Source organism: Rhodanobacter sp. B2A1Ga4, assembly GCF_018101315.1.
Lineage (GTDB): Bacteria > Pseudomonadota > Gammaproteobacteria > Xanthomonadales > Rhodanobacteraceae > Rhodanobacter > Rhodanobacter thiooxydans_A.
Genome location: NZ_JADBJR010000001.1, coordinates 1,234,056 through 1,252,403, shown reverse-complemented (window position 1 = coordinate 1,252,403; position 18,348 = coordinate 1,234,056). Strand labels below are relative to the sequence as shown.

General features: G+C 69.3%; 18 protein-coding genes. 5 read left to right on the top strand and 13 right to left on the bottom strand.

Translation table 11 applies throughout. From position 1 onward, the window contains the following. The first annotated feature begins 69 nt into the window (after positions 1-69). Together IMW82_RS05865 and IMW82_RS05860 are read left to right on the top strand one after the other, a co-directional pair. Complete coding sequence (locus IMW82_RS05865; RefSeq protein ID WP_108472435.1) at positions 70-1,140, top strand: GNAT family N-acetyltransferase; 1,071 nt, start codon at positions 70-72, stop codon at positions 1,138-1,140. Continuing rightward, the gene (locus tag IMW82_RS05860; RefSeq protein ID WP_108472436.1) at positions 1,133-2,014 is read left to right on the top strand and encodes an arginase family protein; all 882 of its coding nucleotides are present in this window, start codon (positions 1,133-1,135) and stop codon (positions 2,012-2,014) included. The genes IMW82_RS05865 and IMW82_RS05860 overlap by 8 nt, the downstream gene beginning before the upstream one ends. On the opposite strand, the gene IMW82_RS05855 is transcribed toward IMW82_RS05860, so the two are convergent. The 10 genes from IMW82_RS05855 to IMW82_RS05810 form a co-directional block, all read right to left on the bottom strand. Next, positions 2,015-3,226, bottom strand: coding sequence for a DegT/DnrJ/EryC1/StrS family aminotransferase (locus IMW82_RS05855; protein ID WP_108472437.1), 1,212 nt, complete (start codon positions 3,224-3,226; stop codon positions 2,015-2,017). A gap of 22 nt (positions 3,227-3,248) precedes the next feature. Continuing rightward, positions 3,249-3,650 carry an EamA family transporter gene (locus tag IMW82_RS05850; RefSeq protein ID WP_108472438.1) on the bottom strand — a complete coding sequence of 134 codons (402 nt, stop codon included), beginning with the start codon at positions 3,648-3,650 and terminating at the stop codon, positions 3,249-3,251. Then, a complete protein-coding gene (locus IMW82_RS05845; protein WP_108472439.1) occupies positions 3,647-4,027 on the bottom strand; it encodes an EamA family transporter in 381 nt (126 codons plus the stop codon). The genes IMW82_RS05850 and IMW82_RS05845 overlap by 4 nt, the downstream gene beginning before the upstream one ends. Continuing rightward, positions 4,027-4,863 (bottom strand): alpha/beta fold hydrolase, encoded by an 837-nt coding sequence (locus IMW82_RS05840; RefSeq protein WP_108472440.1) that lies wholly within the window; start codon positions 4,861-4,863, stop codon positions 4,027-4,029. The genes IMW82_RS05845 and IMW82_RS05840 overlap by 1 nt, the downstream gene beginning before the upstream one ends. Before the next feature lie 66 nt (positions 4,864-4,929). Beyond that, positions 4,930-5,916: a biotin/lipoyl-binding protein gene (locus tag IMW82_RS05835; protein WP_108472441.1), complete on the bottom strand. Its 987-nt coding sequence runs from the start codon at positions 5,914-5,916 to the stop codon at positions 4,930-4,932. After that, on the bottom strand, positions 5,913-6,665 hold the full coding sequence (locus tag IMW82_RS05830) for an ABC transporter ATP-binding protein (protein ID WP_108472442.1): 753 nt from the start codon (positions 6,663-6,665) through the stop codon (positions 5,913-5,915). The genes IMW82_RS05835 and IMW82_RS05830 overlap by 4 nt, the downstream gene beginning before the upstream one ends. Before the next feature lie 5 nt (positions 6,666-6,670). After that, the gene (locus IMW82_RS05825) at positions 6,671-7,801 is read right to left on the bottom strand and encodes an ABC transporter permease (protein ID WP_108472443.1); all 1,131 of its coding nucleotides are present in this window, start codon (positions 7,799-7,801) and stop codon (positions 6,671-6,673) included. Beyond that, entirely contained in the window at positions 7,801-9,255 is a 1,455-nt protein-coding gene (locus tag IMW82_RS05820) for a TolC family protein (RefSeq protein WP_108472444.1), read from the bottom strand. The genes IMW82_RS05825 and IMW82_RS05820 overlap by 1 nt, the downstream gene beginning before the upstream one ends. A gap of 162 nt (positions 9,256-9,417) precedes the next feature. After that, on the bottom strand, positions 9,418-10,833 hold the full coding sequence (locus tag IMW82_RS05815) for a sensor histidine kinase (protein ID WP_108472445.1): 1,416 nt from the start codon (positions 10,831-10,833) through the stop codon (positions 9,418-9,420). Further along, the gene (locus IMW82_RS05810; RefSeq protein WP_108472446.1) at positions 10,830-11,519 is read right to left on the bottom strand and encodes a response regulator; all 690 of its coding nucleotides are present in this window, start codon (positions 11,517-11,519) and stop codon (positions 10,830-10,832) included. The genes IMW82_RS05815 and IMW82_RS05810 overlap by 4 nt, the downstream gene beginning before the upstream one ends. A 251-nt stretch (positions 11,520-11,770) precedes the next feature. Here IMW82_RS05810 and IMW82_RS05805 point away from each other — a divergent pair, with 251 nt between their 5' ends. The 3 genes from IMW82_RS05805 to IMW82_RS05795 all read left to right on the top strand — a co-directional run bounded on the left by IMW82_RS05805 (position 11,771) and on the right by IMW82_RS05795 (position 16,772). After that, on the top strand, positions 11,771-13,483 hold the full coding sequence (locus IMW82_RS05805; protein ID WP_108472447.1) for a sulfite reductase flavoprotein subunit alpha: 1,713 nt from the start codon (positions 11,771-11,773) through the stop codon (positions 13,481-13,483). 116 nt (positions 13,484-13,599) lie between these two features. After that, positions 13,600-15,855, top strand: a complete 2,256-nt coding sequence (locus tag IMW82_RS05800) for a M1 family metallopeptidase (RefSeq protein ID WP_159082209.1) — start codon at positions 13,600-13,602, stop codon at positions 15,853-15,855. A 44-nt stretch (positions 15,856-15,899) separates the two neighbouring features. Next, on the top strand, positions 15,900-16,772 hold the full coding sequence (locus IMW82_RS05795; protein WP_325051470.1) for a hypothetical protein: 873 nt from the start codon (positions 15,900-15,902) through the stop codon (positions 16,770-16,772). 76 nt (positions 16,773-16,848) lie between these two features. Here the strand turns inward: IMW82_RS05795 and IMW82_RS05790 are convergent, their stop codons facing one another. The 3 genes from IMW82_RS05790 to IMW82_RS05780 form a co-directional block, all read right to left on the bottom strand. After that, positions 16,849-17,388 (bottom strand): GNAT family N-acetyltransferase, encoded by a 540-nt coding sequence (locus IMW82_RS05790; RefSeq protein WP_108472450.1) that lies wholly within the window; start codon positions 17,386-17,388, stop codon positions 16,849-16,851. Positions 17,389-17,393: 5 nt separating this feature from the next. Continuing rightward, positions 17,394-17,867 (bottom strand): SET domain-containing protein, encoded by a 474-nt coding sequence (locus IMW82_RS05785; RefSeq protein WP_108472451.1) that lies wholly within the window; start codon positions 17,865-17,867, stop codon positions 17,394-17,396. A 102-nt stretch (positions 17,868-17,969) separates the two neighbouring features. After that, positions 17,970-18,323, bottom strand: coding sequence for a helix-hairpin-helix domain-containing protein (locus tag IMW82_RS05780; protein WP_108472452.1), 354 nt, complete (start codon positions 18,321-18,323; stop codon positions 17,970-17,972). Positions 18,324-18,348: the final 25 nt, after the last annotated feature.

Here is an 18,348-nt window from a genome sequence, read left to right as displayed (position 1 = left end):
CAATGGAAGGCTGGCGCAAGGTGCCTCACGCAGGCTAGCTGACACAAGTCTAGGCAAACTCGCTTACTCATGCCTTTCATTTCGCAACTGGAGCCGGACGCGCTGCTTGCGGCGTTCATGGTCGAGCCGCCGCTCGGTTTCGCGGTGGACCATTCGCCGCAGGGCATGCCGGCCTTCGTGGCGCCGTTCGACCTGCTGACCACGGCCGACGACGCGCTGCGCCGGCGGGTGGCCGCGCTGCCGCTGTATCGCCACTGGAGCCGGCTGCTGCGCTGGCGCACCCGCTTCGCCGGTACCACCGTGACCGAGTACGCGCCGCTGCCGCCGCAGGTAGCGCCGGTGGCGCTGGCGCATGGGCTGAAAACGGCTTTCGGCAGCGAGTGCCGGTTGCTGATCGTGAAGGACATCGCGCAGGATTCGCCGCTGCTGGACGACGCGGCGAACGCCCACGCGCGCGCCTTCGCCGCAGCCTGCGAAGCCGAGGGTTTCGTGCTGCTGGAAGGCCAGGCACTGGCCTGGGTGCCGATCGACTTCGGCTCGGACGACGAGTACCTGGCCCGGCTGTCGTCCGGCCGGCGCAAGAATATCCGGCGCAAGCTGCGCTCGCGCGCCGGGCTGGCGATCGAGACGCTGCGCACCGGCGACGCCTGCTTCGGCGACGAGACGACGCTGGCGGCGCTCTACGCGCTGTTCGACAACGTGTACGTACAAAGCACGATCCACTTCGACCGCCTGAGTCCGGCCTTCTTCCGCCTGTTGCTGCAGGACGCGGCCAGCGGCGGCGTGGTGTTCGTCTACCGCCACGAAGGGGAGATGATCGGCTGGAACCTCTGCTACGAGCACGGTGGCAAGCTGATCGACAAGTACATCGGCTTCGCCTACCCGGCGGCGCGCGAACACAACCTCTACTTCGTGAGCTGGATGCACAACCTCGGCTACGCGCGCGAGCGTGGCCTGAGCCACTACGTGGCCGGCTGGACCGACCCCGAGGTGAAATCCTTCCTCGGCGCCCGCATGACCTTCACCCGTCATGCGGTGTACGCCCGCAACCCCCTGCTGCGCGCGCTGCTGCGCCGTCTGGGCAGCCATTTCGAGAGCGACCGCCACTGGCAGACGGCCGCGGAAGCCGCCGATGAATGACCTCGCGAACCGTCCCGTGGTGCTCGACATCGACCGCTCGGTCGGGCCGCTGCCGGACCGCCTGGTGCTGCCGCTGGAGCACTGGCAGGAGTCGATCCGCTTCGGCTGCTCGCTGGCGACGATGCGGCGCTTCGGCACGATGCTGGACCAGCTGCTGCCGGAACGCCATGGCACCGTGTTCACCGGCAGCGGCGACTTCCACCACCTCAGCTGGCCGCTGATCGCGCGCCTGCGACCGGCCACGCCGTTCCAGGTGGTGGTGCTGGACAACCATCCGGACAACATGCGCTTCCCGTTCGGCGTGCATTGCGGCTCGTGGGTACGCAAGGTGGCGATGTTGCCGCAGGTCAGCCAGGTGCATGTGCTCGGCATCACCTCCGGCGACATCGGTGGTGGCCATGCGTGGGAGAACTACCTCACGCCGCTGCTCAGGCACAAGCTGACCTACTGGAGCATGGGCGTCGACACGCGCTGGGCGCGCCGGCTTGGCCTGGCGCGGGCGTTCCGTGGTTTCGACTCGGCCGAGGCGATGGTCGATGCGTTCATCGAATGCCAGCGCACGCAGACGGCGCCGAGCTACCTGTCGATCGACAAGGATGTGTTTGCCGCCGAAGTGGCACGGACGAACTGGGACCAGGGCCGCCTGCTGCTGCCGCACGCGCTGGCGCTGATCGACAGCCTGCGCCATGGCCTGGTCGGCAGCGACATCAACGGCGAGGTCTCGCACTACCGCTACCGCAGCTGGTGGAAACGGCGCCTGTCGGCGATGGATGCGCAGCCGGCAATCGATCCCGCGCAGCTCGCCGGCTGGCAGACGCAGCAGCACGCACTGAACCTGCAGCTGCTGGCGGCGATCGCAACGCGCGCGGCGTAGTCAGCGCAACACCGCTTCCAGCACGCCGCAGATCGCCTCGACATCCGCATCGGTCATCCACGGACTGTTGCCGATGGTGAGAGTGCGTGCGGCGAAGTCGCGGGCGTGCGGCACCTCGGCGGCGGGAACCACGCGGGCGAGGTAGGCGTAGTCGGGCAGGGCGTGGATGAACAGGCGGCTGACGCCGAGGCCGGACGACCACAGCTGCGCCAGCGCGGCATCGCGACGTTGCCGATCCGGCAGCAGCAACAGCAGAAACGGCCAGGTGCCGTGAGCACCGGCGGGATCGTCGAGCACCTCGATGCCGTCGATGCGGCGCAGTCGCGACAGGTGACGTTGCGCTTGCGTAGCCAGCTGGCCGAGAAATGCCGGCAGTCGCGGCACGGCATGGGCACCGACGGCCTGACGCCAGCGGCCGACGCGGTGCAGCGGGATCGCCAGCGGAAAGTCGTCGCCCACTGCGGCGACCGGGTCGCCGCGGCGCAAGGCGCGGCGCAGCGGACCGCCGTAGGCCAGGCGCAGGCCCCGTGGCCGGTACAGCGCGGCGTAGCCGAGCAGTTCGAGGCTGCGCCGCCATTCCCAGCCGGCGCGGCGCGGCACGAGGCGCGCGGCGGTGTGCGCCAGCCGTTCGCGCAGCGCCGGGTCGCGCGCCAGCAACAGGCCGCCTTCGTAGATCGACAGGCCCTTGCCGGCGGCCAGGCTGAAGAAACCCACGTCGCCGGCCAGCCCCACGCTGGCGTCGCCGCGGCGCGCCCCCAGCGCCTGCGCGGCATCCTCGATCACGTACGCGCCGAGCTGGCGTGCGACGGCGAGCGCGTCGTCGACGTCGGCGACGCGGCCGGCGAGGTGGGTGGGCACGATCGCCAGCGTGCGTTCGTCGCAGGCCGCGCGCAGCGCGACCGGATCCATGTCGTAATGGCCGGGCTTGAGGTCGCACAGCTGCAGTTCCAGCCCGGCCTGCTGCACGGCGATCGCCACCAGCGGGCAGGTATACGCCGGCACCACCACGCGGCGGCGCTGCGGCTGCAGCTCGTGCAGCGTGGTCAACGCGAGCAGCAGCGAGGCGGTGCCGGAACATTCCAGTTGCAGCGGCGGCGTGCCCAGCAGGGCGGCGACGTCGTCGGCCAGCGTTGCCGGGCCCGGGCGCAGATCGCCGAGCTGCAGCGGCAGGCCGGCGGTGGGCGGCAGTTCGTGGCGGCGGCGGGGCAACATGGGTGCAGCGTAGCGCGGGCGCCTAGCCGTGTGCCGGGTCGGCTTCTGGCGCGTGTTCGCGACTCTCGGCGAAGCCGAGGCAGACGATGCCGGCGATGATCGCGATGGCGCCGAGCGCGCGGGCGAGGGTGAGGTGTTCGTCGAACAGCCAGATCGACAGCAGCATCACCGACACCACCTCCAGGTGCGAGGCGGCGAAGGCGGGGCCGATCGGCGCGTGTTTCAGCAACGCCATCCAGGTGAAGAATGCGCCCACGTAGCCGATCACCGCGCCATAGACCCACGGCTGGCCGAACACGCGCAACAGCCACGCCAGGCTGGCTTCCACCGGCAGTGCCTGGGTGCCGGCGTACTTGAAGCTGATCTGCGCGAGGGTGTCGAAACCCATCAGCAGCAGGAAGCCGAGCAGGTAGAAGCGCTTCATGTGCCCAGCCCCACGATCGCTACGCCGAGCGTGACCAGCGCGATGCCGATGACCCGCAGCCGGGTGAGTTGTTCGCCGAACAGGAAGCGTCCGGCGATCATGATCACCACGATGTTGATCGAACCCAGCAGCACGCCTTCGGACAGCGGGATCAGCGACAGGAACGCGATCCACACCAGGAATTCGATCACATAGCTGGCAACGCCCAGCCACAGCCATGGCCGTGACGCCATGTGCTTCCAGCGCGCCAGGCCGTCGCCAGCCGTTTCGTCACCGGCCGCGGCCTTGAACGCCAGCTGGCCGCCGGTGTCGAGCACGATGTTGAGCAGCCACAGGCCCGCGACGAGGGTGGAGATGGATCCCTCCGCCGGCATCATCAGGCCGCGGCGCGCTGCGTGCCGTTCGACGCGGCGATGCTGTCGAAGAATGCGGCCGAGCGATCGATCAGCGTGCGCCGTTCCTTGTCGATGGTGATCATGTGGTAGCTGTCGTCGAGCAGCAGCAGTTCGGTCGGCGCGTTGACCCCGCGCATCACCAGCTCGGCGTTCTTCGGGCTGGCGACGTCGTCGTCGCTGGCGTGGGCGACCAGGCACGGCGCGGTCACCTGCGGCAGCTGGCGGCGCACGCTGGCGGCCAGGCCGTACATTTCGGCCAGCGAGTACCACGGGTTGCCGGGCAGGCCGGCGGCGGCGCTGTCGCCGCCGAGCATCGCCGAGCTGACCTGCGCGCGCAGGCGCTCGTCGCGGATGCCGTAGGGCGGCTGCTCCATGAAGCTGCGGTCGCGGCCGATGCCGAGTTTCTTCAGCAGCGGCAGCAGGAACGACAGTCGCGCCAGCTTCGGGATGCTCCAGCCGTCGTAGCGGAAAGTGGCACCATACACGCCCACGCCGGCGATCCGCCCGGGCCGGTCCGCGGCCAGTTTCAACGCCAGCAACGCACCCATCGAGAGGCCGCCGACGAACAGCTGGTCGACCTTGCCGAGCATCTCATCGGCGGCGCGCTCGACGCTGGCGTACCAGTCGCGCCAGCCGGTGGCGAGCAGGTCGTCGACGTTGCCGCAGTGGCCAGCCAGTTGCATGCCGTGCACGGTGAAGCCGGCGCGGTTCAGGCCCTTGCCGAGCAGCTTCATCTCCATCGGCGTGCCGGTGAGGCCATGGATCAGCAGCACGCCGCTGCGCCCGCCTTCGAAGAAAAAGTCAGTCTGCTGGATCACGCGGTTGCCTTGTGGGATGGATCGCGGCGGTTTTCACGCCCACGATATTCGCAGCCGGCGGTTTCCTCAGTCTTTCGATGCGGCGGCGGCCGGTGTCGCGGCATGGCCGAAGCGCACCATCACGCGCTGGCCGATGCGCAGCCCACGGGTCTGCCCGGCGTCGGGCTGGTCGAACGCCAGCACGCATTCCACCGTGCGCGCATTGGCGCGTATCTGCGGGTCGTTCTCCAGCGTGGCCGGTCCGTAGACCTGGCCGATACGCAGCACGTGTGCGCTCCAGCGGGCATGGTCGCCGCCGCTTTCGGCGACCACTTCGGCCGGCATGCCCGGGTGCACCGCCGCGGCGAAGCTGTCGTTGAGTTCGGCACGGACGATCCGCGGCTTCTGCGGCAGCAGCACGAACAACGGGCCGGAGGTTGGCGACACGCTGGCGCCGGGTTGGGCCGATACCCGCACCACGTCGGCGTCGAACGGGGCAAGCAGGCTGCGCTGCTTCAGCTCGTAGCGGGCCTCGTCCAGCTTCTGGCTGGCCATGCTCTGCGCCGCGCGAGCGGACTGCTGTTCGGCGTCGACTTGCGCCGCCGCCTCGCGCGCATCGTCGGCGCTCTGACCGTCGCCGGCGCCGGCGGCGGCCGCGGCGGCCAGTCGCTGGGCGCGCTGCTTCGCCGCGGCCTGTTTGATCCCGAGCAGCTTCAGCTGCGCCTGCGCCTGCTCCAGTTGCGCCTGGGCCGCCTCGACCGCCAGCCGGGCCGGCTCGGTGTCCAGCGCCGCCAGCAACTGGCCCTGCTTGACGTGGTCGCCTTCATGCACGGCGACCCTGGCGAGCGTGCCTTCGCGCGGCATCGTCAGGTTCAGCAGGCCGCCCTCGATGTCGACCTTGCCGCGTGCGACGGCGGCGTAGGCGGTTGCGGCTTGCGTGCCGGTGCCGGCCGGCGCCGGGCCGGAGGGCGAGCATGCCGGCAGCAGCGAGGCGACGGCCAGCGCGAGGCCGCCGCGGCGGAGCAGGCGCGCGGCGTGCGTGCGCCATGACGGGTGGAAGGCTGGCGGCTTCATGCGGGGTTTTCCTTGCTGTCGATGACCGCGGTGCGAATGTGCCGGTCGCTGAGGATACGGCCGTCCTCCATCGACAGCACGCGGTCGGCGTGGACGACCAGGCGCGGGTCGTGGCTGACGCACAGCACGGTGGTGCCATGGGTGTGGGCGATGCGGTGCAGGATGTCGATGATGATCTGGCCGTTGGCAGCGTCCAGCGCGCTGGTCGGCTCGTCGGCGAACAGCAGCTCCGGCCGCTTGGCCAGCGCGCGGGCGATCGCCACGCGCTGCTTCTCGCCGCCGGACAGCTCGGAAGGGCGCAGCCGCATGCGGTGCGCCAGGCCGACTTCCTCCAGCGACTGTTGCGTGCGCTGGTGCGCCTCGTCACGCGACAGGCCCATGTGGTTCAGTGGCAGCTCGACCTGCTCGAACGCGGACAGCGCGGGGAACAGGTTGAAGCCCTGGAACACGAAGCCGGTGTGCTGCAGGCGGAAGCGTTCCAGCGCGCGCAGGTCGAGCTGGCCCAGCTCGCTGCCCAGCGCCAGCACGCGGCCGGCATCGACCTTCTGCAGGCCACTCAGGATCGCCAGCAGGGTGCTCTTGCCGCAGCCGGACGGGCCGGAGATCAGGGTCAGTTCGCCGGCGTCGATGCTCAGCGAGAAGTGGTCCAGCACCTGCGTGCGCTGGTGGCCGGAGATGAACGCCTTGCTGACGTTCTCGGCCTGCAGCGCGGGCGCAGGCACTGGCTCGATGGCGGGGACAGGTGGCATCGCGGCTACCTCAGCAAGGTGGCGGGGTCGGCGCGGCGCAGGCTGCGCATCGCGGCCAGGCCGGAGACGGCTGCCAGGCCCATCACCAGGACGATGCAGGCCAGCGCCGCCGGGACATTCAGCACCACCGGCACGTCCTGGCTGCGTGCCAGCAGCATCAGCACGACGCCGAACACGCTGGCGCCGAGCAGGCCCAGCGCACCGACCCAGAACGCCTGCTCCAGCACCACCTTGCGCAACGCATTCACGCCCACGCCGAGCGCGTTGAGCGTGGCGTATTCGCGCACCGAGCCGTTGACCGCGGCGATCAGGGTCTGGCTGGTGATCGCCGCACCGACCAGGAACACGATGCCGGCCAGGAACAGCACGCCGGCGCCGGCGCCGGTGTCGAACAGCCAGTAGCGCACCGATAGCCTGGCGAAGTCGCCGGCGCTCCATGCCGTATACGGGCCGAAGGCGGTGTCGCCGCGCAGGCGCAGCGCCACCGCGTCGGCCTGGGCCGGGTCGCGTAGTCTGGCGACCAGGTAGGTCGGCCCGAGGTCGGCCGGGTCGTTGTCCAGCCGGCGTGCGGTGTCCAGCGAACACAGCACGTTGACGCCGCCGAGCGCGCGCAAGCCGGTGCTGATGCCGACCACGCGCACCCGCTGGCCGTTGATGGTGGCGGTCTGGCCGATGTCGATGCCGAGCTGGTCCTGCGCGGAACGGTCGATGACGATCGCGTCCGGTTCGGCCAGTTGCCTGCGCAGCGCGGGCGACAGGACCTTCGAGAACATCAGCCCGTCGGCGGCCGGGTCGATGCCGGAGACGAACACCGAGACGCCACCGGTCTCGTGCGGTCCGCGCCAGTCGCCGTCGACCCACAGGTACGGCTCGACCTGCTGCACCGCCGGGTCCATCAGCAGGCGCGACTCCACGTCGGCGTCGATCGTGCGGCCCAGGCTCACGCTCTGCGTACCGGGATAGCCGACCCACACGTCGGCCGACGAGCCGGTGATGTAGAGGCTGGTGCTGCCGAAGATGCCCAGTACCAGCGCGATCTGCAGCAACTGCAGCAGGCCGGCGAAACCGACCGCCAGCATCGCCGGCAGGAAGCGCCGCCACTCGTAGATCAGCGTCTTGCGCGCCAGGGCCACCATCAGCGCGATACTCCGCCGGCGCCGGCAGGCGCCGGCGAGGTGGCCTGTTCCGTTTCCGGTACGGGCAGCGGTGCGCCGCCCAGCGCCTTGAACAGCGCGACGTAGGCCAGGCTGTGCGCGGCGCGGGCATCGGCCAGTTCGAGCGCGGCCTGGTCGGCGGCGATCCCGCTTTCGGTGCGATCGAGCGGGCTGCCCAGCTGCAGCCCGGCGCGCACCTGCACGGCCTGGTCGGCGCGCTGCAGTGCCTGCCAGGCCAGTGTGTCCTGCTGCTCGCGCTGGCGCTGCTGTTGCAGGCTGCCCAGCGCGGTTTCCACTTCGGCCACGCCCTGCAGCACCGCCTGCCGGTAGGCCAGCACGCTGGCTTTCAGTTCATGTGCCTTGGCGTGCGTGGCGGCCAGCCGCATGCCCCAGTCGAACAGTGGAATGTCGATCACCGGGCCCAGCGACCCGATGCCGTTCGGGGTGGTGGAAACGCGGTGGTTGTTGTTGATGTCGGTGGCCCAGACCATCGAGGCGCCAAGGCCGATGCTGGGGAACAGCTCGGCGTGGGTCAGCGCCAGTTCGCCGGCGCTGCGCAGCACGTCCGCCTCGGCGCGGGCGATCTCCGGCCGCGTGCGCAGCAGCTCGGCCGGGGTGCCGTCGAGTTGCCAGGCGCCCAGTTCGGGCGGCGTGCCTGCCTGCAGCCAGGCCGGGTCGGGGTGGTTCTGCCCGAGCAGGACGGCCAGCCGCTGTGCGCTGGCGTCGGCGGCCTGGCGTGGCGCGGCCAGGGCGGCTTCGGCCTGCGCCCAGGCGGCCTGCGCCTGGTCCACCACGGCGGGTGCCGCCAGCTGCAGGTGCTGCCGCGTCTGCTGCAGTTCCCATGCGTGCCGGCGCTGCTGGCTGATCTGCTGCAGCAGCTGTTCCTGCTGCTGCGCGGTGCGCAGGTTGATCCACTCGCGTACCACTTCGGCGACCAGGCTGACCCGGGCGGCGTGCAGGTCGGCCACACCGGCATCCAGCGCGCCCTGCGATTCGCGCCGGGTGCCTTCGGCGCGGCCGAACAGGCCCAGCTCCCAGCTGGCATCGAAGCCGGCCACGAAGAAGCTGGCGCTGGCGTCCGGGTCGATCGCGTCATGGGTGCGCGCGTGCAGCTCCGGCAGATAGCGGGCGTGGGCACGTTCGTGCAGGCTGCGCACGGCCCGCAGCCGTTCGGCCGCCTGCGCCACGTCGAGGTTGTTGGCCAGCGCGCGGTCGACCAGCGCGTCGAGGTCGGGGTCGGCGAACGCATGCCACCAGCCATGCAGGTCGGTCGGCCGGGCCGGGTCCGAGGCGATCGCATGCTGCCATTGCGCGGGCACCGGCGGCTCCAGCCTGGGCAGCGGCGCGGCGCAGCCGGCCAGCCCGGAGAACACGACGCCGAGCAGGCATGTGTGCCAACGGTGTTTTGGAATGGCCTTGCTCAGTCGAAGTGGCACGGCGTGCGCTTTCCCGGAGTCATGATCGGACCGGATACCAGAGGGGGAGTGGAGGGAAGGTTGTCGCGCGCCATTGTCGTGGAAAAATCTTTCTTCGTCCTGATGTCTGTCGTGACGACGTGCCCGGACCGCAGCTGCGGAGCGGATCATGGCCAGTCGCTCTCATGCCGGCCGGGCGGCGATTGCCGGCGGCGCGGGAAAGTGCACTTCCACGCACAGGCCGCGCGGTTCGGCACTGCGGTAGGTCACGCTGGCGTGATGTCGCTCGGCGATGCGCTGGACGATCGCCAGTCCCAGCCCGCTGCCTTCCTCGTTGTTGCCGGCGGCGCGGAAGAAACGCTCGCTCAGGCGCGGAAGCAATTCGGGCGGCACGCCGGGCCCGTTGTCCTCGACGCTGAGGTTGACGCCGCCATCGGCGTGCGCCGCCAGCCTGACGGTGACGGTGCTGCCACGGCCGGCGTAGCGCACGGCGTTGTCGATCAGGTTATCCAGCAGATCGTGCAGGCTGGCGGCGTCGCCGAGCACGGGCAGTGCCTGCCCGCTGCCTTCGTAGCCCAGGTCCACGCCGGCCCGGATCGCCTCATGGATGCGCTCGGCGACCGCCTCGGGGATGAACCGGCCGAGGTCCAGCAGCGTGCGCTCCCCGGTCTCCGGTGATGGCGCCTGCGCGCGTGTCAGCGCCAGTAATTGCGCGGAAGTGCGTGCGGCACGCTGCACCAGCCGCTGGATGTGGAGCAGGGCGTCGGCCACCGTCTCCGGCCGCGGATCGGCCATGGCATGTTCGACGTGCAGGCTCAGCCCGGCCAGTGGCGTGCGCAACTGGTGCGCGGCGTCGGCGATGAAGCGGTCGTGCAGGGCCAGCATGCCGCGCAGGCGGCCGAACAGCGCGTCGATGGTCTGCGTCAGCGGCCGGATTTCCTGCGGTACATCGGGACCATCGATCGGCGTGAGTTCGTCGGTGCGGGCGGCAAGCCGCGCGGTCAGCGGGTCGAGCACGCGCAGGCCGCGACCGACGCCAAACCAGACCAGCGAGAGCACGCAGATGATCAACAGCGACTGCATCCCGATCGCCAGCAGCAGGATTTCCCGCGCCTGGCGGTGCCGGTCACGCAGGGTTTCGGCGACGGTGACGACCAAGCTGTCGCCAGGGTCGTGGCTCATGGCGATGTGTACCGTGGCGGCGCGCAAGGCGTGCTTCGCGAGCTGCGCGTCGTACAGCACCGGGCGGGCGCCGATGGCCGGCGCCTGCGCTGGCTGCGGCAGTTGCCCGTTGCTGGCCAGCAGGCCGTGCCGGGCACTGCTCACGGCGAAATAGCTGTGGCCGTCCGGGTCGTATTCGAGCAGGAAGCGTGCCTGCGGGGTCAGCTCGCCATCGAGCCGGTCGTTGCCGAGCATCGTTGCCAGGGTCACGGCGTCGTCGCTGAGGTCGCGGTCGTGCACCCGGTTGGCATAGGTCAGGGCCACGCCGTAAGTCAGCAGCGCGTCCAGCAGCAACAGCACGCCCACCGGGACCAGCAGGGCCAGCAGCAGGCGTCGACGCAGGCTGGGGCGCAGCGGACGCACGCGTGGCGGATTCATGCCTGGTCGTTCCCGGTTTCGTCCATTTCTTCCAGCAGGTAGCCCAGCCCACGGATCGTGCGCACGCCGGTGCTGCTGCCGTGCAGCTTGCGGCGCAGGCGATGGATCGCGATGTCCAGGCCGTTGTCGGTCAGCTCCTGGTCCCAGTCGCACAGCGCCGCGGTCAGCTGGGCGCGACTGGTGACGCGGTCCGCGCGCAGGGCCAGCGCTTCGAGCAGGCCGAACTCGCGCGCGGTCAGTTCCAGCGGTGCCTGGTCGATCCATGCACGATGGCCGGGCAGGTCCAGGCGCAACCGGCCCAGCTGCAGCTCCGGCTTGCCCTGGCTGCTGGCCCGGCGCAGCAGCGCCCGCACGCGTGCCTCGAACTCGGCCAGCGCGAAGGGTTTCACCAGGTAATCGTCGGCGCCCAGGTCGAGCACGCGGATACGTTCGGCCAGGCCTTCGCGGGCGGTCACCACCAGCACCGGCATGCCGGTGCCGCGACTGCGCAGGCGGCGCAGTACCTCGCTGCCGTCCAGCGCGGGCAGGCCCAGATCCAGCACCAGCAGGTCATAACTGTGGTCGCGCAGCGCCGTGTCGGCCAGGTTGCCCCTGGCGACATGATCCACCGCGTGGCCACCATGGCGCAGCGACGCACAGAGGCCTTCGGCGATGGATGGATCGTCCTCGGCCAACAGAATGCGCATCGCCTGCTCCTGGAGAATGACGGAATAGTGTAGTGGCCGCGGGGTCCGGCGACAGTTATTGTTGAGATTGATTCTTGTTTACTGTCTAATAAGGCAGTCGGGCAGGCGCATCTTCAGTACGCCGCGCCCCTCCAGACCGTTCATCCCTGCCGCAGTTCCCGCGGCGTGGCGTGGCGCATGAATCACGGACAACTATGGGTCAGCTACCAGCACCTGCGGAACCGCCTCGTCAACGGCACCACACCTCCCGAATGCGCCAGTTGCATCCGTGGTACCGGATCAGCTCGGCGCTGTGCCTGATTGGCCTGCTGCTGTTTGCGCTGGTCGGGATCGCCCTCGACCACGCGCGGCGGATCGGGGCCGCGCCGCAGTTGGCCGATCACCATGCCATGCTGCCGGGCGGGTTCGTGCTGCTCTCGGCGGCGCTGCTGCTGGGCGCGTGGCTGGATCTGTCCGGCTGGCTGCGCCATCGCCGCCAGTTGCCTGGATCAGGCAAGCCGCTGCCGGTGACGGACATGGCTGCCGGCCACGAGCCGGTCGCAGTGGTGGCCGGGGCACGGGACCACAGCGTGCGGGCCGAGGCCGGCGTGCGGGTGATCTATGCCAGCCAGACCGGCTTCGCCGAACAGCTGGCGCGGCAGACCCTGCAGAGCCTGCAGGCGGCCGGCTTGCCGGCGCAACTGGACGGTATCGACACGCTCGATGTCGCCGGACTGCAGCGCGCTGGTCGTGTGCTGTTCGTGGCCAGCACCACCGGCGATGGCGAGCCGCCGGACATGGCGAGGGCGTTCAGCCGCCTGGCGATGCAGCAAGCGGCGGCGCTGCACGGCCTGCGCTACGGGCTGCTGGCGCTGGGCGACAGCGACTACGAGGACTTCTGCGGCTTCGGCCGCCAGTTGCAGTGCTGGCTGCAGGCCAGCGGCGCGCAACCACTGTTCGATCCGGTGGAAGTGGACAGCGAGGATGAAGCCAGCCTGCGCCATTGGCAGCATCACCTGGCGATGCTCAGCGGCGTCAGCGACCTGCCGGACTGGCAGGCACCGAAGTACCAGCGCTGGCAACTGGTCGAGCGCCGGCTGCTCAACCCCGGCAGCGTGGGTGAACCGTGTTTCCATCTCGAGCTGCGGCCGCTGCAGGGCGGCGCGAACTGGCAGGCCGGCGACCTGGTCGAGATCGGCCCCCGCCATGCGCCGGACAAGGTGGCGACGTGGCTGGCGGCAAACGGACTGGACGGCCGCGTGCCGGTGGCGCACGGGAGGGCGCGGCTGCCGCTGGCCGAACTGCTGGCACGCTGCCGTCTGCCCGAGGCCGGCGAGGTCGATGGACTGGACGAAGCGGCATTGGCGGCGCGGCTGCCGTTGCTGCCGCACCGCGCGTATTCGATCGCCTCGTTGCCGGACGACGGCGCGCTCCACCTGCTGGTGCGCCAGATGCGCGGCCGCGGCGGCTACCTCGGCCTCGGTTCGGGCTGGCTTGTTGAGCATGCGCCGGTCGGCGCGGAGATCGCCCTGCGCGTGCGCAGCAACGTCAATTTCCATGTGCCGAAGGATGCACGGCCGCTGCTCCTGATCGGCAACGGTACCGGGCTGGCGGCGCTGCGTGCGCTGCTGAAGGCGCGCATCGCCGCCGGCCACCGGCGCAACTGGCTGCTGTTCGGCGAGCGGCAGGTGGCGCACGATTTTCTCTACCGCGACGAGATCGAACGCTGGCTGGCAGGCGGCTGGATCGAACGCGCCGACTTCGCCTGGTCGCGTGACCAGGCTGAGCGTATCCACGTGCAGCAGCGCTTGCGTGAGGCGGCCGGCGAACTGCTGGCGTGGATCGAGGCTGGCGCCGCCATCTACGTTTGCGGCAGCCTCGACGGGCTGGCGCCGGGCATCGATGCGGTGTTGCACGAGGTATTGGGCGCGGCGCGGGTCGAGCAGTTGCGCGAACAGGGGCGTTACCGGCGCGACGTCTACTGAGTACGCGGTCGGCCGGTTTGTCCGTGCAACGTCATCACCGCATGCATGACCAATGGCCTATGCCTTGCGGGTCGCGTGGGCGCACCCTGTGGGGCTTGTCCAGGGGAGTGACAAACATGCGGCTGATTGCACGCAAGTGGAGGTACCTGTGTGCCGTGACCTTGTCGGTTGCGGTATTGCCGGGAATGACATCGGCGCAGACGCCGACGTCGGCAAGTACGACGACCAACGTGCCGGCCGTCCAGGCCATGGCTCCGGCCAGCGCCAGTCCGGTGGTTGCCGACATTCCGCTGGCCGCGGCGAATGCGGCGAATTTCCAGGTGCCCAGTGCACCGGATGCGTGGGGTGGCCCGCGCGGCGATCATCCGGCCACGCTGTCCGACCAGGTGGTGAGCTACACCATCCAGGCCACGCTGGACCCGGCCACGCACACGGTCGACGGCAGGCAGACCATGACCTGGCGCAACCGCAGCAACCAGCCGGTCAGGAAAATCTACCTGCATCTTTACCTCAATGCGTTCGAAGGCCCGGGCAGCACGTTCTTCACCGAGCGGCGCCTGTTCTCCGGCAGCGGTCATTCGCGCGGCAACGCCAGCCTGAAGAAGGGCGAGTGGGGCTACATCGAGTTGAACAAGGTGCAGCAGGGCGGCCAGGACGTGCGCTGGCGCTTCGTGCAGCCCGATGGCGGCCCGAAGACCGACAAGACCGTGGTCGAGCTGGACCTGCCGCAGGCGGTGCCGGCGCAAGGCACGCTGAGCCTGGATATCGACTTCCACGACCAGTTGCCGCGCGTGGTCGAGCGCACCGGCTGGTTCGGCGATTTCCATCTGGTCGCGCAGTGGTTCCCGAAGATTGCCGTGCTGGAACTGCCCGGCGAGCGTGGTGCCACGGCGCCGCGCTGGAACGCGCACGAGTTCCACTTCCACAGCGAGTTCTATGCCGATTACGGCAATTACGACGTCAAGCTGACGGTGCCCAAGGGCTACACCGTGGGCGCGGTGGGCGAAGAGCAGGGCGCGCCGGTGCAGGACGGCGACAAGGTCACCCACCGTTTCGTGCAGACCGATGTGGAGGATTTCGCCTGGATCGCGGCGCCGGGCTACAAGGTGCAGCGCACCAGCTGGACCGGGCCGGGCAGCCCCACCGTCGTCGTGCAGGTGATCTACCCGCCCGAGTACGAGGCCAGCGCGCAGCCGGTGCTCAAGGCCACCACCGATTCGCTGACCTATTTCTCCGACACGCTGGGGCCGTATCCCTACCGCACGGTCACCGCCGTGGTGCCGCCCTACAACGCCAGTGAAGCGGGCGGCATGGAGTACCCGACCTTCTTCACGGCCGATGGCATGAACAAGGTCACGCCGGACACGATCAGCCAGTACATGATCGATTTCGTCACCATCCACGAGTTCGGCCATGGTTATTTCATGGGCATCCTCGGCTCGAACGAATTCGAGGAGCCGATGCTCGACGAGGGCATGAACGAGTACTGGGACGATCGCATGCTGGTCGATCGCAAGCAGGACATCTTTGCCACCACGCCGCTCTTGAAGCGGCTGGGCATCACGCCGAGCGTGAACCCGTTCGAGGCGGAACGGCTCAGTGGCGTGCTGGGCATCGGCACGCCGGCCGACTCGCTCGATGCCAATTCGTGGGATCGCATGTCCAGCAGCAGCTACGGCTCGGTCTACGCGCGCACGGCCGCGACCATGCGCACGCTGGAAAACCTGCTTGGGCACGAGGCGATGAGCAAGGCGATGAAGCTGTACTACGAACGCTGGAAGTTCCGCCACCCCGACGCCGCCGACCTGCGCGACGCACTGGCCGAGGGCTCCGGCAAGCCGGAGCTGGTGCATGCGATCTTCGCCTCGCAGGTCTATGGCACCGACAAGATCGATGCCAGCGTGGTTTCGATCGACAATGAGGAGCAGGTGCCGCGCACGGGTACCGAGGTGCGCGACGGCAAGCGCATCACGCTGACCGACAAGGACATCGACAAGCAGATCGACGACGCGCGCGCCGCCTGGAAGAAGGCGCACAAGGATGCCAAATACGGTGGCCCGTATCCGTGGCAGTCGACGATCACGGTGCGCCGCACCGGTGCCGCGGTGCCGCGCACCGTGCTGATCAAGTTTGCCGACGACAGCAGCGAGACGGTGCACTGGGATGACGCCAGTCGCTGGAAGCGTTTCACCTTCACCAGGCCGGTGAAGGCGGTGTCGGCCACGGTCGATCCCGGTCAGAAGATCTACCTGGATGCAAACAGCATCAACGACAGCCGGACCATCAAGGCCGATGGCAGCGCCTCGCGTCGGTGGAGCGCAGATCTGGCTTCCTTCTTTCAGACGTTCTATGCCCTGGTGGGGTCACTGTGATGAAGACTGGACGTATGTCCCGCCGCGTGGATTCCGCTGCCGTGATGCGTGCGCCTTTCGCCGCCATGCAATGGCGCCTGCTGTTGCTCTGGGTGCTGCTGCTGCTGTTGCCGACCGCCGTGGTCAGCCTGCCGATCTGGCGCGCACTGAGTGGCGCGCTTGACCACTCCATCCACGCGCAGGCGTGGGCCACGCGCTTCAGCGCAACGATGGTCGGCGACGTCATGTCGACGTTGCAGCTTTCCAGCTGGTTCAATGGCCTTGCCCTGCTGGGCATGTTGCTGACGCTGCTGCTGTTGCCGTTTCTCAACGGCATGGTGGTGGGGGCCGGCCGTGCCGGCCGTGCGCTGGGCTTCAGCCACCTGCTTCAGTGCGGCATCGTCGAGTACGGCCGCATGTTCCGCCTGATGCTGTGGTCGATCCTGCCGTACGCGGCAATGGGCGCCCTGATCGGCGTCGCGCTGCACATGGCCGATGGCGTCAGTGACAAGGCGGTACTGGAATCGGAAGCCGACCGTGCCTCGCACCTGGCCCTGTTCGTCGCGGGCGTGCTGTTCGTGCTGGCGCAGGCGATTGTCGAGTCGGGTCGGGCCGCGTTCATTGCCGATACGGGACTGCGTTCGGCCACGCGCGCCTTCGGTCGCGGCTTCATGCAGTTGCTGCGCCGCCCGTTCAGCACCTTGATCAGCTACGTGCTGATCAGCGTGGTCGGCTACACGATTGCACTGGCGCTGGGGATCGGGCGCGTGCACACCCCTGCCATCGGGTTTACCGGCCTGGTGCTGGCGGTGCTGCTGGCGCAGCTGGTGGTGCTGGTGATCGGCTGGGTTCGCGTGGCGCGGTTGTTCGCGCTGGCCGAGGTGGCGCGTTCGCTGTCGTCATCGCGGGCCGGCAGCGGCTTGCCGCTGGCCATCTGACGGGTTGTGGCAGAGGGCGCGTTGCGCCTTCTGCCATTCGCCGGGGTCGGGACGTGCCGAGCCTGGTCAGGCATGCCTAGCCGTAGGCGCGGCGGTGCTCGCGATGCGGCGGGTAGTAGGCGAACACGTGGCTGTGGCTGCCGTAGAAATCCATATCCTCGATGTGCTCGCCGCCGAGCCGCGCGGCGACCCGGTCGGAGGCCTCGTTGCCAATCCGCACCAGGCTGATCACGCGCTGGGCATGCAGCTGGTTCCAGGCGAATTCGAGCACGGCAGTGCCCGCCTCGGTGGCGTAGCCGTGGTGGCGGTGCTCGGGTTTGAGCATCCAGCCCATCTCCAGGTCCGGCCAGCCGTCGGGGTACATCAGGCCGGCGCGGCCGATGAACTCACCGCTGCCTTTCAGCTCCAGCGCCCACATGCCGAAGCCGCGCAGCTGCCAGTGACCCAGCAGCATCGCCAGCGAACGCCAGGCGTTGGTGCGGTCCAGCGGTTCACCGTCGCCGATCCAGCGCGTGCTGTCCGGGTCGGCCAGCATGGCGGCGTAGTCGTCGAAATGCCGCTCGGTGAGTGCGGTGAGGCGCAGGCGCGCCGTTTCAATGGTTGGAATATCGAACATCACGGTCAACGGTGGGCGGCAGCCAGCAGTTCAGCCAGTGCGTGGGTGCTGCTGGCAAGGCTCTCCTGCCAGGACAATCCGGCGATTGTCTCACCTGTGACCGAATCGACAAAATCCTCGGCCTGGCCGGGCGGCAGCAGGTGCCGGTAGTCCACGGTGATCTCGCTGCCGGCGGGCAGCTCGGCCAGGGCAAACACGAAACCCAGGTGCCACAGCCCGTTCGGCGTGAAACTGTGGTTGATGTAGCACTCGTCAGGCCAGTCCGGCGACAGCGTGTAGCGGTCCTCGAACCAGCGCGCGCTGGCGTGGAACTGCGCGCGAAGCTCCGATGAAGCCATGATGTCGGCGTAGCGGAAGGTCTGCTCGATGCCGTCCGGCGCGGTGATGATGCACCCCGCCGCCACGGCTTCGTCGAGGAACAGGCCGTTGCCGGCGCCACGGATGGCGGAGGCGGCGATGTGGTAGCGCGGCAGGATCATGGCGGCATGAGGGAGGAAGGGGCGCGCGAGTGTAGCGCAAGCGGCGCGGCCCGCCGTGGGCCACGCCGCCGGGTTCCCTGCCGACGGTAGCTCGCCCGCCGGTTATTCCTCGACGGCGGCTTCTGCCACGGCGGCCTTCTTGCTCTTGTGCGCCGTCCTGACGGGGGCGTCCGTAGCGGCGGCAGCATCGTCGCTGAGCAGGATGGCGGCCCGGTTGCGCTCGATCGTGGCCTTGCCGATGCCCTTGACGTGCTTGAGGTCGTCGGCCTTCTTGAACGGGCCGTGGGCTTCGCGCCAAGCCACGATCGCCTCGGCCCTGGCCGGGCCGATGCCGTCCAACGACTTGGCGATGGCGGCCGCGTCGGCCTGGTTGATGTTGACCGGCGTGGCAGCGAGCAGCAGCCCCGGCATGGCCAGGGCGAGTGCAAGGGCGACAGCGGCGAGTTTGTTGAACATGGCCTTTCTCCTTGGGCGATGGATG

Excerpts from the sequence above, each read along its gene's own strand:
- IMW82_RS05830 (WP_108472442.1), bottom strand. The coding sequence starts at position 6,665 with ATGCCACCTGTCCCCGCCATCGAGCCAGTGCCTGCGCCCGCGCTGCAG.
- IMW82_RS05815 (WP_108472445.1), bottom strand. The coding sequence starts at position 10,833 with ATGAATCCGCCACGCGTGCGTCCGCTGCGCCCCAGCCTGCGTCGACGC.
- IMW82_RS05790 (WP_108472450.1), bottom strand. The coding sequence starts at position 17,388 with ATGTTCGATATTCCAACCATTGAAACGGCGCGCCTGCGCCTCACCGCA.
- IMW82_RS05845 (WP_108472439.1), bottom strand. The coding sequence starts at position 4,027 with ATGATGCCGGCGGAGGGATCCATCTCCACCCTCGTCGCGGGCCTGTGG.
- IMW82_RS05810 (WP_108472446.1), bottom strand. The coding sequence starts at position 11,519 with ATGCGCATTCTGTTGGCCGAGGACGATCCATCCATCGCCGAAGGCCTC.
- IMW82_RS05800 (WP_159082209.1), top strand. The coding sequence starts at position 13,600 with ATGCGGCTGATTGCACGCAAGTGGAGGTACCTGTGTGCCGTGACCTTG.
- IMW82_RS05785 (WP_108472451.1), bottom strand. The coding sequence starts at position 17,867 with ATGATCCTGCCGCGCTACCACATCGCCGCCTCCGCCATCCGTGGCGCC.
- IMW82_RS05855 (WP_108472437.1), bottom strand. The coding sequence starts at position 3,226 with ATGTTGCCCCGCCGCCGCCACGAACTGCCGCCCACCGCCGGCCTGCCG.
- IMW82_RS05780 (WP_108472452.1), bottom strand. The coding sequence starts at position 18,323 with ATGTTCAACAAACTCGCCGCTGTCGCCCTTGCACTCGCCCTGGCCATG.
- IMW82_RS05795 (WP_325051470.1), top strand. The coding sequence starts at position 15,900 with ATGCGTGCGCCTTTCGCCGCCATGCAATGGCGCCTGCTGTTGCTCTGG.
- IMW82_RS05805 (WP_108472447.1), top strand. The coding sequence starts at position 11,771 with ATGCGCCAGTTGCATCCGTGGTACCGGATCAGCTCGGCGCTGTGCCTG.
- IMW82_RS05865 (WP_108472435.1), top strand. The coding sequence starts at position 70 with ATGCCTTTCATTTCGCAACTGGAGCCGGACGCGCTGCTTGCGGCGTTC.
- IMW82_RS05860 (WP_108472436.1), top strand. The coding sequence starts at position 1,133 with ATGAATGACCTCGCGAACCGTCCCGTGGTGCTCGACATCGACCGCTCG.
- IMW82_RS05835 (WP_108472441.1), bottom strand. The coding sequence starts at position 5,916 with ATGAAGCCGCCAGCCTTCCACCCGTCATGGCGCACGCACGCCGCGCGC.
- IMW82_RS05825 (WP_108472443.1), bottom strand. The coding sequence starts at position 7,801 with ATGGTGGCCCTGGCGCGCAAGACGCTGATCTACGAGTGGCGGCGCTTC.
- IMW82_RS05850 (WP_108472438.1), bottom strand. The coding sequence starts at position 3,650 with ATGAAGCGCTTCTACCTGCTCGGCTTCCTGCTGCTGATGGGTTTCGAC.